This window comes from Nicoliella sp. ESL1149, assembly GCF_058107265.1.
On record NZ_JBYLUE010000002.1, the window covers coordinates 1,021,884 to 1,034,870 of the forward strand.

Sequence of the window (12,987 nt, forward strand, 5' to 3'; positions counted from 1 at the left end):
TAAAATCTGGTTCCTTCGCTTTTTTTGCTTTTTAGGAGGACTTTATATGGACTTAGCTGAAGCTAAATCACAAATTGAACCAATCAAAAAAGCCATTTCTGGTTTTGGGAGGTCGCTTTGACTTAGATTCATTAGATGAGGATATTCAAATTAATGAAGCTAAGATGGCTGAACCAGGTTTCTGGGATAATCCAGAAAAAGCAAAACAATTAATTGATTCAACCAATGAATTAAAAGAAAAACATGATAATTTTAAAGCACTATCAAAAAAATTGGATGATGTTGAAGTTAATTTAGAGTTATTGAAAGAAGAGCCAGATAAAGATTTAATGAATGAATTTGAACAAGAATTAGAAAAGCTGCAAAAAGATGTTCAAACTTATGAATTGAATTTATTACTTTCTGGTCCTTACGATAAGAATAATGCGATTTTAGAAATCCATCCAGGAGCAGGTGGAACTGAGTCTCACGATTGGGGAGCAATGTTATTCCGAATGTACACTCGCTGGGCAGAACAACATAACTTTAAGGTTGAGATTATGAATTATCAACCTGGTGAAGTTGCTGGGATTGACACGGTCACTTTCATGGTAATTGGCAAAAATGCTTATGGGGAATTGCGTTCAGAAAAAGGTGTTCATCGATTAGTTAGATTATCTCCTTTTGATTCTGCAGGGAGACGTCATACTTCATTTGCATCTGTAGATGTAATGCCAGAACTAAATGATGATGTGAAAATTGACATTAACCCTGCAGATTTAAAAGTGGATGTTTATAGAGCAAGTGGAGCAGGAGGGCAACATGTTAATAAAACTTCTTCTGCGGTTCGAATTACTCATTTACCAACTGGAATTGTTGTTGCTAGTCAAGCTCAAAGGTCTCAGCTTCAAAATCGAGAAACAGCCATGAATATGTTAAAATCCAAATTATATGAACGAGAAGAAGAGAAAAAAGCTGAAAAAAGAGCGGCAATTGAGGGTGAACAACTTGATATTGGATGGGGATCACAAATTCGTTCATATGTTTTTCATCCATATTCAATGGTTAAAGATCACCGGACAAACTATGAAACTGCAAATGTCCAGGGAGTTATGGATGGGGATTTAGATCCATTTATTAATGCCTATCTTCAATGGCAATTAAGCCGTAAAAATCCACAATAAGAGGTAAATAAATTGAGTATTATGAAATTTTTATTTCCATTTTTAATATTTTTTTGTCAGCCAGTACTTTGGATTGGATTGATTCGGATTATTTTGAAATCTAATCAAAGAATTAAAGATAGTCGAGAACAATTTGGTAAGGCGATTTTTGCAAATCATTTTGAAGTATGGCATTTTATAATTAATTCGATTATATTTGGCTTTTTACTGTCAGTAATTGGATTTATTATCGGACCAACAATTTCCTTCAATTGGTATTTGATTTATCAAACTTTATTATTAATTAATATTATTTTATTACCACAAACCATTTTACCGATTACGATTGCAATTGTGGCTTCAGTTATTGATATATTAATGAAAGCCTTTAACGTTGTTTATTTAAGTACTTATTTTAAACCAATCTCTAATGATTATTATCCATTAAGTATCAATTATTTGTTAATTGCTGGAATCATCATTTTTAGTTTGGGACTATTATTGAAAAAAGACGGTGGTAAGTTCTTAGTCCCAAGAATTTATCGGAATCAACGTCAAGTGCGGGTAGCTGGATATTCTTATCACGAATTTACGATTGCGCCAATGTTAGTACTTGTTCCAGGAAATATTTTCCATCATTTTATTTCCTTCCTTCCATTGTTCAATATTGATAATCATTCGTTTGGAATTATGTTTTTACCGGTACTCTTAGGATTGAGATTAACTTTCTTTAAGAATGATCCTAGGATGCTGTTCATTAAGTTAGGAAAGCAATTTATCAAATGGGGCTTAATTAGCTCATGCTTATCTGTAATTGTGATTATTCTTAACTATTTTGTAACCATTCCACTTAATAGAAATCGTTTTAACGTCGTGATTTTATTTTTATTGATTTTGCTATTAATGATTATTTATCATTCAATCAAGAAAATTAAAAAGGATGATAATGATCATGGAGAACTTTATACTGAGGCTTTAGATGGTGTCAGAGTATTGGGGATTGAACCTAATACCCCGGCTGCTAAAATGAATCTTAAGGTTGGCGATACAATCTTAGATGTGAATGAAGAGAAGGTTACTAACGAAGATAACTTTTATTCTGCATTATTAAAGCAACCCACTTATTGTCGGTTGCGCGTTTTGGATCATGATGGGGAGCTTAAATTGACTGGCTCAGCAATTTATAATAATTCTCCACATGAAATTGGTATCATTTTATTTAAGAAATTAGTTAATGATTGACTTTGGTTTGGTTAATTTTTATGATTAGTGAACAAGATTTTAATTTTAACGGAGGGTTCACATTAAAATGTCAGATAAAAAGTTAACCAAATCAAATCATAATCGATTATTAACGGGGACATTAGCTGGAATTGCAGAATACTTTGGTATTTCAGCACGTGCCGTAAGAATTGCTTATCTAATTATGAGTGTATTAACGATTCATTTTTTACTGGGTCTTTGGATATACATTGTGTTGGTAGTTTTAATTCCTAGCCAAACAATTAATGATGGTTTTAGTAATTTGTGGGGTCGAATGGGTGATTTTGGTAATAATTCAAATGATGATCGTCGTAATCGTAAAATCCTTCATAATGTTGAGGAAAAAGATGACCATAAAAGTTAGGAGAAAATGATGAGCTTTATTAAACAGATTTTTTTTAATATGTTGTTGTTTATGGCTTTATCTGTTGTTTTTAGGAATAGTTTTTTCGTTGCTGATTGGAAAGTTGCTCTTATAGCAGCATTTGTTTTAAGTCTATTGAATACGTTGGTTCGACCAATCCTATTTATTTTATCGTTGCCAATTAATATTTTGACGTTAGGATTATTTACCATTGTGTTGAATGCATCAATGTTAGAATTAACTTCTGTTGTGGTTGGACGATTAGTGTTTGCTTTCTCATCCTTTAACATTGCCTTACTAGTAGCATTAATAATGGGGATTGCTAATTTAATAATAGAAAGCCATTATAATGAAATAAGGAGATAGTTAAAATGACGGAGAAAGTAACTGTTCAAGATTTAGTTAATAATACGCATTTAAATGTGTACTACGGTAAAGAATATCTTGATCGAAGAATAACGACCAGTGATATTTCTCGTCCTGGCTTGGAATTAACAGGCTATTTTAATTATTATCCTGCGAAACGAATTCAATTATTAGGGATTACAGAAACATCTTATGCAAAGGGCATGTCGAGTGATCAATTGTTTGATGTGATGCAAAAAATGTGTCAACCAGAGACACCAGCATTTGTAATTTCAACGCAATTAGATCCCCCTGAAGAGTTAATTCGGTCTGCTAAAACAGCTCAGTTACCGATTCTGGGATCAAAGTTAACGACTTCACGCGTGTTAAGTAATATGACGAACTATTTGGAAGCTAAACTAGCTGATCGTAAATCAATTCATGGTGAACTAGTTGATATATATGGATTAGGAGTTTTGATCACCGGAGATTCAGGAGTTGGAAAAAGCGAAACGGCTTTGGAATTGATAAAAAGAGGTCATCGCCTAATTGCTGATGATCGAGTTGAGGTGTATCAACAAGATGAACAAACTTTGATCGGTCAATCGCCCAAAATTTTAAGACATCTTCTTGAAATTAGAGGAATTGGGATTATTGATGCAATGACGTTGTTTGGAGCTGGAGCTGTTCGTAGTGACACGAGAGTAGATTTAATCGTTCATCTTTCCAATTGGGATGAAAAACAACCTTATGACCGATTAGGGAATAATCATGAGACCCGAAGGATTTTTGATGTTGATGTTCAAAGAATTACGATTCCAGTTAAAACTGGACGAAACTTAGCTGTCTTGATTGAATCAGCCGCAATGAATTTCAGAGCGCAATCCATGGGATATGATGCAACTAAATCATTTGAAAAAAATTTAAATAATCTTATTAAAGAAAATTCCATTCATGATTTAGAAAATCAACAAGAAGAAAAGAAAATCATGATGGAGAATCAAAAGGCACTTCATAAGAATGGAAAGGATGATAAAAAATGATGGCAGCATTAAATCCGATTGCTTTTCATTTGGGCCCAATTTTAGTTCATTGGTACGGAATATTTATCGCTAGTGCAGTTTTATTGGCAGTTTATTTATCTGTAAAAGAAGGGGCGTCATTAGGAATAAAAGCAGATGCTTTTTATGATTTAGTATTATATGCCTTACCAGTAGCAATTATTAGTGCGCGAATTTACTACGTTGTTTTTCAATGGGGGTACTATCAAGACCATTTAAATCAAATTATTGCAATTTGGGATGGTGGAATTGCGATTTACGGAGCATTAATTGGAGCCGGATTTGTGGTATACTTTTTTTGTCGACATCATCAAATCCCAATTAGTTTAATGCTTGATGTGATGGCTCCAACGATTATAATGGGCCAAGGAATTGGTCGTTGGGGTAACTTTATGAATCAAGAAGCATTTGGACAAATTACAACCTTAGCCTTCTTGCAACATTTACATTTACCAACGTTGATTATTAATCAAATGTTTATTGGTGGTTTTTATCGTCAGCCAACTTTTCTTTATGAATCACTTTGGGATTTATTAGGATTTGCAATTCTGTTATCATTAAGACATGTTCCTCATCTCTTTCGACAAGGCGAAGTGTTTTTTACATACGTGATTTGGTATTCATTTGGCCGTTTCTTCGTAGAAGGAATGAGAACTGATAGTTTAATGATCGGTAACATCAGAGTTTCACAATGGTTATCGATCTTATTATTTGTAATTTCAATTGTATTAATTATCTATCGAAGATTACATCATAGCAGTGATTGGTATTTAGATGGGTATTTAACAACTAACTAATAAAAGGAATGAATAAAAATATGACTGAAAAAATTGCTGTTTTAGGTGCTGGATCTTGGGGAAGCATGTTAGCTAATATTTTAGCTACTAACGGTCAAGATGTCCGTTTATGGTCTTATAAACCAGCTCAAGTTGATGAATTAAATCAAAAGCATACTAATTCAAAATATTTAGCTGATTTTAAATTTTCACCAGCATTAAAAGCATATTCTGATATGAAAGAAGCAATTAATGGTGTAGATGACATTTTATTTGTTGTTCCTGCTCAAGTTACTCGTTCTGTAGCTAAACAAGTAAATCCGATTCTATCTGAATTAGGGATTAAACCAAACATTATCCATGCTAGTAAAGGGATTGAAGTCAAGACTTATAAAAGAATGTCTGAAGTTTTAGCTGAAGAAATTGACCCTAGTAATCGAAATTCAATATCAGTAATTTCTGGACCTAGTCAAGCTGAAGATGTTGCTCGTGGTGATATTACATTGGTCACAGTTGCTAATTCTGATATTAGAATTGCTGAACATATTCAATCATTATTTATGAGTGATTATTTCCGGGTCTATACTAACCCAGATGTAATTGGAGTAGAATTAGGTGGGGCTTTGAAGAACATTATTGCTTTAGGAGCAGGAGCTTTAGTCGGCCTCGGCTATGGTGATAATGCTAAAGCTTCATTGATCACTCGTGGACTAGCTGAAATTGCACGGCTTGGGACTTCATTTGGAGCTAATCCGTTAACTTTTACCGGATTATCTGGAATGGGTGATTTAATTGTTACTGCAACAAGTAGTGATTCTAGAAATTGGCGAGCCGGAAACCAACTAGGAAAAGGGCAATCTTTAGATGACATTGTTAAAAATATGGGAATGGTAATTGAAGGAGTTGCAACTACTAAAGCAGCTTATGAATTATCGAAAGATCGGGGAGTTGATATGCCGATCACAAGTGCCATTTACCATGTTTTATATGATAATGTAGCAATTAAGGATGCTATTCATGAATTGATGATGCGTCAAGGACGTTCTGAACTAGACGATTAATAAGAACTTAATTTAGAGAGGAATTTAAAAATGAAAAAAGTTAAAAAAGCGATTATTCCAGCGGCGGGATTAGGAACTCGTTTCTTACCAGAAACCAAAGCAATGCCAAAAGAAATGTTACCAGTTGTTGATACCCCTGCGATTCAATTAATTGTTGAAGAAGCAGTTAAATCAGGAATTACTGATATTTTAATTATCATTGGAAAAGGAAAAAGAGCAATCGAAGATCATTTTGATTCTAATCCAGAATTGGAAATGAACCTTGAAAAAAAGGGGAAAATGAAGATGTTAGATGCTGTTCGGAAGACTAATGGTATGAACATCTACTTTATTCGCCAAAGCCATCCACGTGGTTTAGGAGATGCAGTATACACAGCTCGGACATTTGTTGGCAATGACCCATTTGTAATTTTACTTGGTGATGATTTAGCCAAGTCCAAGGTACCTTTGACCAAGCAATTGATCGATAGTTATGAAGAAACTGGTTCTTCTACTCTTGCAGTGTTAAGAGTTCCTCACGAAGAAACATCTAAGTATGGGGTTATTAATCCAACAAAAGAAATTAAAGATGGCCTTTACGATGTTTCTAATTTCGTTGAAAAACCAAATCCAGAAGATGCTCCTAGTGATTTAGCAATTATTGGTCGTTACCTATTGAATCCTGAAATTTTTGATATTTTAAAGGATACTAAGCCTGGTAAGGGAAATGAAATTCAATTAACAGATGCAATTGATACATTGAACAAGAGCCAAAAGGTTTACGCGCATGAATTTAAGGGTGATCGTTACGATACTGGTAACAAGTTCGGTTGGTTAAGAACGAACATCGAATATGGTTTGGAACATCCAGAAGTGGCTGATGAATTACGTCCATATATTAAAAAAATGGCTAAAAAGTTAGAAGAAGAAGACAATAAATAAAAATTAAATCGTATCCAAAATAATAGACATTACTGTTGAAAAATAGTAGTCTATTATTTAGTTAACAACGAAATAAAGGAGGCTCACAATTTGAAGAATTATGATGTTATTGTGATTGGAGCAGGTCCTGGTGGAATGACGAGTGCCTTATACGCTTCAAGAGCTAATCTATCAGTGATGATGATTGACCGTGGAATTTACGGTGGTCAAATGAATAATACGGCTGAAATTGAAAATTATCCGGGATTTAAATCAATTTTAGGACCTGATTTAGCAGAAGCAATGTACGGGAATGCAACCAATTTTGGAGCAAAGTATCAGTATGGAACTGTTGATTCAGTCGAAAATATGGGAGACCATAAGGTTGTCCATACTGATAGTGGCGATTTCAGTGCTACTGTCGTTATTATTGCCACTGGTTCTAAGTACCGTGAATTAGGAGTCCCTGGAGAAGCTGATTATAGTGGACGCGGAGTTTCATATTGTGCGGTTTGTGATGGAGCGTTCTTTAAGAATAAGCATGTTGTCGTTATTGGTGGTGGTGATTCTGCCATTCAAGAAAGTATTTATTTAGCTCAATTAGTGGATAAGGTAACTGTAATTCACCGTCGAGATCAATTGCGGGCTCAAAAGGTCCTTCAAGATCAAGCATTTGCTAATGATAAGATTGAATTTGTATACAATACCAATGTTACTGCTATTAAGGGAAATGAAATGAAGGTAACAGGGGTTGAAATTACGAATAATCAAACCGGTGAAGCTGGTGAATTAGCTACTGATGGAGTATTTATTTACGTTGGGAATGTTCCAATGACTGATGCTTTCCGTAATCTGGGAATTACAGATGATAAGGGATGGATTGAAACTAATGACCAAATGGCAACTAATGTGCCTGGAATTTTTGCAATTGGAGACGTTAGAAAGAAGCAACTTCGTCAAATTGTAACCGCTGTTGGAGATGGCGGAATTGCTGGTCAAAATGCTTTTGAATATATTCAAAATCAAAAATAGAACGATTCTAATTGTGTTGTGTTAAAATAATAATAAGAGTGATGGGGGGCAATCGTGCCACCCATTTTTTATTGGAACGAAAAGGGAGGTCAATTATGACTGACTCAATAAATCGAAAAACAGATAACAAGTTTGATTTGGTTTCAGACTATAAACCAACGGGTGATCAACCCCAAGCAATTAAGAAATTAACGCAAGGAGTTGAAGATGGTGATCATATTCAAGTCTTGTTAGGAGCGACTGGAACTGGGAAGACTTTTACCATCTCGAATGTAATTAAAAACGTAAACAAACCAACTTTGATTCTTTCACATAATAAGACATTAGCCGGGCAATTATATAGTGAATTTAAACGTTTTTTCCCGAATAACGCGGTTGAGTATTTTGTTAGTTATTATGATTACTATCAACCAGAAGCATATGTTCCTTCTAGTGATACTTATATTGAAAAGGATTCATCGATTAATGATGAAATTGATCAATTACGACATGCGGCAACCAGTGCATTGTTAGAACGGAACGATGTTATTGTGGTTGCTTCAGTATCTGCAATCTTCGGGTTAGGAAGTCCAGAAGAATATTTTAAACACACAATTCCATTAGAAGTCGGCCAAGAAATTGAGCGAAATGAATTGCTTCGTAAGCTAGTTGATATTCAATTCGATCGAAATGATATTGATTTTCAACGAGGACGATTTCGGGTTCGTGGGGATGTAGTCGAAGTTTTCCCAGCTTCTGGAAGTAAGTATGCTTATCGAATTGAATTCTTCGGTGATGAAATTGATCGAATTAGAGAAGTGGATACATTAACTGGTGAAATTGTTGGTGATCGGAAAAAAATTATCATCTTCCCTGCCACCCACTTTTTGACTAATGACCATACAATGGATCGGGCTCTAGATGGAATTCAAAAAGAATTAACTGATCGATTAGCTACTTTACACAAAGAAGGTAAATTACTAGAAGAACAACGGTTAAAACAACGAACAACGTATGATATTGAAATGATGCGTGAAATGGGATATACCAATGGGATTGAAAATTATTCGCGGTACATGGATAATCGGAAACCTGGGGAAGCACCATATACATTGATGGATTTCTTTCCAAAGGATTTCTTATTGGTAATTGATGAATCTCATCAAACAATTCCACAAGTTGGTGGAATGTATAATGGTGATAAAGCTCGAAAGCAACAATTGATCGATTACGGATTTAGATTACCAAGTGCGTTGGATAATCGTCCATTAAAGATGCCAGAATTTGAAAAGCATATTAATCAAGCTATTTTTATGTCAGCAACGCCTGGTCCATATGAAATGGAACATTCGGACCAAACAGTTCAACAGATTATTCGACCAACGGGATTACTTGATCCAACGGTTGAGGTAAGACCGATCGAAGGACAAATGGATGATCTGGTTGGAGAAATTAATAAGCGGATTGAACGAAATGAACGAACGTTTGTTACTACATTGACTAAAAAGATGGCGGAAGATTTAACTGATTATCTAAAAGATTTAGGAATTAAAGTTCGTTATCTACACAGTGACATTAAAACTCTTGAACGAACGAAGATTATTCATGATTTGCGGGCTGGAAAATTCGATGTCTTGATTGGAATTAACTTATTGCGAGAAGGAATCGATGTCCCTGAAGTATCCTTGGTTGCTATTTTGGATGCCGACAAGGAAGGTTTCTTGAGAAATGAACGGTCACTGATTCAAACGATTGGTCGTGCTGCACGAAATGAGCATGGGGCAGTAATTATGTACGCTGATAGTATGACTGATTCAATGAAGAGAGCAATCGATGAAACTAAACGGCGGCGGGAAATTCAAGAGAAGTATAATAAAGAACATCACATTACTCCTCATACGATCAAGAAGAAATTGGAACCAGTTATTTCCGTCCAATCACACGATAATACTGAGTCGGCTGAAGAAATTAAGAATGACGAAGAAGTTATCAAAGACTTTGCAAAGATGTCTAAAAAAGACCAAGGTGCGATGTTGGATAATCTAACTGAAGAAATGCAAACAGCATCCAAAGAATTAGATTTTGAACATGCAGCTAATTTAAGAGATACGATTATTGAATTAAAAGGTAAAATGAAAAAATAATTTAGAACGGAGGTAACAAGATGGCAAATGATAAAATCATTATTCATGGGGCACGAGAACATAATTTAAAAGACATTGATGTTAGTATTCCAAAAAATAAATTAACAGTTATGACTGGATTATCTGGTTCCGGAAAAAGTTCACTTGCTTTTGATACGCTATATGCTGAAGGACAACGACGATATGTTGAGAGTCTATCTTCATATGCACGGCAATTTTTAGGTCAAATGGATAAACCGGATGTGGATTCGATCGACGGATTAAGTCCAGCCATTTCAATCGATCAAAAGACGACTTCGCATAATCCTCGGTCAACAGTTGGAACCGTAACTGAAATTAATGATTATTTTCGCCTATTATGGGCAAGAGTGGGAACTCCAATCTGTCCTAACGATGGAACTAAAATTACCAGTCAATCTGTTGACCAGATGATGGGAGAAATGGATCAATTGCCTGATCGAACTAAGATGCAAATTTTATCTCCCGTGGTTCGTGCAGAACGAGGACAACACAAAAAAATGTTGGCCAAGATTAAACGGGAAGGTTTCGTACGGGTCCAAATTGATGGAGAAACGATGGATTTGGATGATTCAATTGAATTGGATAAGAACAAACGTCATGATATCAACGTTGTAGTGGATAGAATCATTATGAAAGACGGAGTTAGATCTCGATTATCTGATTCATTAGAAACGGCGTTACGGTTAAGTGACGGATATGCAGTGATCGATTTAATGGGAAAGGGAAAGAATCTTGTCTTTTCTGAACATTATTCATGTCCTTATTGTGGTTTTACGGTTGGTAAGTTGGAACCACGCCTCTTTTCTTTTAATTCGCCACTTGGCGCTTGTCCTGATTGTGATGGATTAGGAATTAAGTTAGATGTTGATCCTGATTTAGTAATTCCAGATAAAAGTCAAACGATTTATAATGGTGCAATTGCTCCTTGGGATCCTAGTGGTTCTGAATATTATGGAAATATGCTGAAACAAGCATGTGAACAATTCAAGATTGATATGAATAAACCATTCAATAAGTTAACTAAGAAACAACGTGATTTGTTAATGTATGGTTCCGGAACGAAATTATTCCACTTTAAGTTTGAAAGTCATTATGGTGGGATGAAAGATTTAGATATGCCATTTGAGGGAGTCATCAAGAACATTGAACGGCGTTTTAACAATACTCATAGTGAATTTACAAGAAAAGTATTACGTCAATATATGACGGAATTGACTTGTCAAACTTGTCATGGATATCGACTTAATCCTAAGGCGTTAAGTGTTAAGATTGATGGAAAACAAATTAGTGAGACGAGTAATTTAGATATTGAAAAAGAAATAAACTTTTTTGATGGATTAAAGTTTGGCGAACAAGATGAAGTTGTAGCTAAACCAATTTTGAAAGAAATTCATGATCGACTAAGTTTCTTAGAGAACGTGGGGTTAGGTTATTTGACGTTATCTCGAGCTGCAGGAACTTTATCTGGTGGTGAAGCCCAACGGATTCGATTGGCAACCCAAATTGGTTCTAATTTATCTGGCGTGTTATATGTGTTAGATGAACCTTCAATCGGGTTACATCAACGGGATAATCAACGTTTGATCAATTCGTTAAAATCAATGCGTGATTTAGGAAACACACTTGTGGTAGTAGAACATGACCGTGATACCATGGAACAGGCTGATTATATTGTTGATGTCGGCCCGGGAGCTGGAGTTAAGGGTGGCGAAATTATGGCTGCTGGAACTCCTAAACAGGTTGCTAGAAATCATCATTCAATCACCGGTGATTATCTTGCAAATCGAAAGTTTATTCCGGTTCCTTTGAAACGCCGGAAAGGAAACAAGAAAAAAATTACCGTTACTGGAGCTCAGGCTCATAATTTAAAGGATATTACAGTATCATTTCCACTAGGAGAATTCGTTGTGGTTACTGGGGTCTCTGGATCCGGGAAATCAACGTTAGTTAATATGGTTTTAAAACGGGCATTAGCTCAAAAGTTAAACCATAATTCAGAAAAACCAGGTAAATATAAGTCAATCCGCGGTTATAAGAATATTGATAAAATCGTTAATATTGACCAGAGTCCAATTGGTCGAACACCACGAAGTAACCCTGCTACTTATACTGGTGTTTTTGATGATATTCGCACCTTGTTTGCTGAGACGAATGAGGCTAAACTACGTGGTTACCAGAAGGGACGTTTTAGTTTTAACGTTAAGGGTGGTCGTTGCGAAACCTGTCATGGAGATGGAATTTTAAAAATTGAAATGAATTTCTTGCCGGATGTTTATGTTCCTTGTGAAGTTTGTCATGGAAAACGCTATAATTCCGAAACTTTGGAAATTGAATATAAAGGAAAGAATATTGCTGATGTTTTGGATATGACTGTAGATGAAGCATTGGATTTCTTTAGTGCAATTCCTAAGATTACTCGTAAACTTAAAACGATTTCTGAAGTTGGTTTAGGCTATGTTAAGCTGGGTCAATCCGCAACAACTTTATCTGGTGGTGAAGCTCAACGAATGAAGTTATCAGCAGAACTGTATAAACAATCGCGTGGGAAAAATCTTTACATTTTAGACGAACCAACGATTGGGCTGCATACTGATGATATTGGACGCTTATTAAAGATTCTTCATGCCTTGGTCGATAAGGGTAATTCTGTTTTGATCATTGAACATAGTTTAGATGTAATTAAAACGGCTGATTACTTAATTGATATGGGACCTGAAGGTGGCGATGGTGGTGGACAAGTAATTGCTACTGGAACCCCTGAAGAAGTGGCGAAAGTTAAAGAAAGCTATACTGGTCAATTTTTGAAACCGGTCTTAAAACAAGATACTGCCTTGACTAAAGAGGCATTGAAAAAGAAGAAATAAGTATTCTAGATTAATTTGTGGTATACTACAGTCTG

11 protein-coding genes are annotated in these 12,987 nt (G+C 35.2%); all 11 read left to right on the forward strand.

Features of this window, described 5'->3' with window-relative positions; translation table 11 throughout:
• Positions 1-46 precede the first annotated feature (46 nt).
• The 11 genes from prfB to uvrA all read left to right on the forward strand — a co-directional run bounded on the left by prfB (position 47) and on the right by uvrA (position 12,952).
• Positions 47-1,163, forward strand: a protein-coding gene (gene prfB, locus AC3B6G_RS04940; protein ID WP_489849293.1) for a peptide chain release factor 2 whose coding sequence is annotated in 2 segments (ribosomal slippage) — positions 47-118 and positions 120-1,163 — 1,116 coding nt in all. Because the reading frame shifts where the segments join, the coding sequence is not laid out codon by codon here.
• A gap of 21 nt (positions 1,164-1,184) precedes the next feature.
• Complete coding sequence (locus AC3B6G_RS04945) at positions 1,185-2,384, forward strand: PDZ domain-containing protein (RefSeq protein ID WP_489849574.1); 1,200 nt, start codon at positions 1,185-1,187, stop codon at positions 2,382-2,384.
• A 67-nt stretch (positions 2,385-2,451) separates the two neighbouring features.
• On the forward strand, positions 2,452-2,769 hold the full coding sequence (locus AC3B6G_RS04950) for a PspC domain-containing protein (RefSeq protein WP_489849294.1): 318 nt from the start codon (positions 2,452-2,454) through the stop codon (positions 2,767-2,769).
• A gap of 9 nt (positions 2,770-2,778) precedes the next feature.
• Positions 2,779-3,135, forward strand: coding sequence for a phage holin family protein (locus AC3B6G_RS04955; protein WP_489849295.1), 357 nt, complete (start codon positions 2,779-2,781; stop codon positions 3,133-3,135).
• A 5-nt stretch (positions 3,136-3,140) separates the two neighbouring features.
• Complete coding sequence (gene hprK / locus AC3B6G_RS04960; protein ID WP_489849296.1) at positions 3,141-4,157, forward strand: HPr(Ser) kinase/phosphatase; 1,017 nt, start codon at positions 3,141-3,143, stop codon at positions 4,155-4,157.
• A complete protein-coding gene (lgt, locus tag AC3B6G_RS04965; RefSeq protein ID WP_489849297.1) occupies positions 4,154-4,972 on the forward strand; it encodes a prolipoprotein diacylglyceryl transferase in 819 nt (272 codons plus the stop codon). Before hprK ends, lgt begins: the two co-directional genes overlap by 4 nt.
• Before the next feature lie 20 nt (positions 4,973-4,992).
• Positions 4,993-6,012 (forward strand): NAD(P)H-dependent glycerol-3-phosphate dehydrogenase, encoded by a 1,020-nt coding sequence (locus AC3B6G_RS04970; RefSeq protein ID WP_489849298.1) that lies wholly within the window; start codon positions 4,993-4,995, stop codon positions 6,010-6,012.
• 30 nt (positions 6,013-6,042) lie between these two features.
• Positions 6,043-6,933, forward strand: coding sequence for a UTP--glucose-1-phosphate uridylyltransferase GalU (gene galU, locus AC3B6G_RS04975; RefSeq protein ID WP_489849299.1), 891 nt, complete (start codon positions 6,043-6,045; stop codon positions 6,931-6,933).
• A 90-nt stretch (positions 6,934-7,023) separates the two neighbouring features.
• A complete protein-coding gene (trxB, locus tag AC3B6G_RS04980; protein WP_489849300.1) occupies positions 7,024-7,944 on the forward strand; it encodes a thioredoxin-disulfide reductase in 921 nt (306 codons plus the stop codon).
• 95 nt (positions 7,945-8,039) lie between these two features.
• Entirely contained in the window at positions 8,040-10,067 is a 2,028-nt protein-coding gene (uvrB, locus tag AC3B6G_RS04985; protein ID WP_489849301.1) for an excinuclease ABC subunit UvrB, read from the forward strand.
• Positions 10,068-10,087: 20 nt separating this feature from the next.
• Positions 10,088-12,952: an excinuclease ABC subunit UvrA gene (gene uvrA / locus AC3B6G_RS04990; protein ID WP_489849302.1), complete on the forward strand. Its 2,865-nt coding sequence runs from the start codon at positions 10,088-10,090 to the stop codon at positions 12,950-12,952.
• Positions 12,953-12,987 lie beyond the last annotated feature (35 nt).

Bases quoted from the DNA above. Each gene is read 5' to 3' on its own strand.
- galU (WP_489849299.1), top strand. From the start codon at position 6,043: ATGAAAAAAGTTAAAAAAGCGATTATTCCAGCGGCGGGATTAGGAACT.
- hprK (WP_489849296.1), top strand. From the start codon at position 3,141: ATGACGGAGAAAGTAACTGTTCAAGATTTAGTTAATAATACGCATTTA.
- AC3B6G_RS04950 (WP_489849294.1), top strand. From the start codon at position 2,452: ATGTCAGATAAAAAGTTAACCAAATCAAATCATAATCGATTATTAACG.
- AC3B6G_RS04945 (WP_489849574.1), top strand. From the start codon at position 1,185: ATGAAATTTTTATTTCCATTTTTAATATTTTTTTGTCAGCCAGTACTT.
- AC3B6G_RS04955 (WP_489849295.1), top strand. From the start codon at position 2,779: ATGAGCTTTATTAAACAGATTTTTTTTAATATGTTGTTGTTTATGGCT.
- lgt (WP_489849297.1), top strand. From the start codon at position 4,154: ATGATGGCAGCATTAAATCCGATTGCTTTTCATTTGGGCCCAATTTTA.
- uvrA (WP_489849302.1), top strand. From the start codon at position 10,088: ATGGCAAATGATAAAATCATTATTCATGGGGCACGAGAACATAATTTA.
- uvrB (WP_489849301.1), top strand. From the start codon at position 8,040: ATGACTGACTCAATAAATCGAAAAACAGATAACAAGTTTGATTTGGTT.
- AC3B6G_RS04970 (WP_489849298.1), top strand. From the start codon at position 4,993: ATGACTGAAAAAATTGCTGTTTTAGGTGCTGGATCTTGGGGAAGCATG.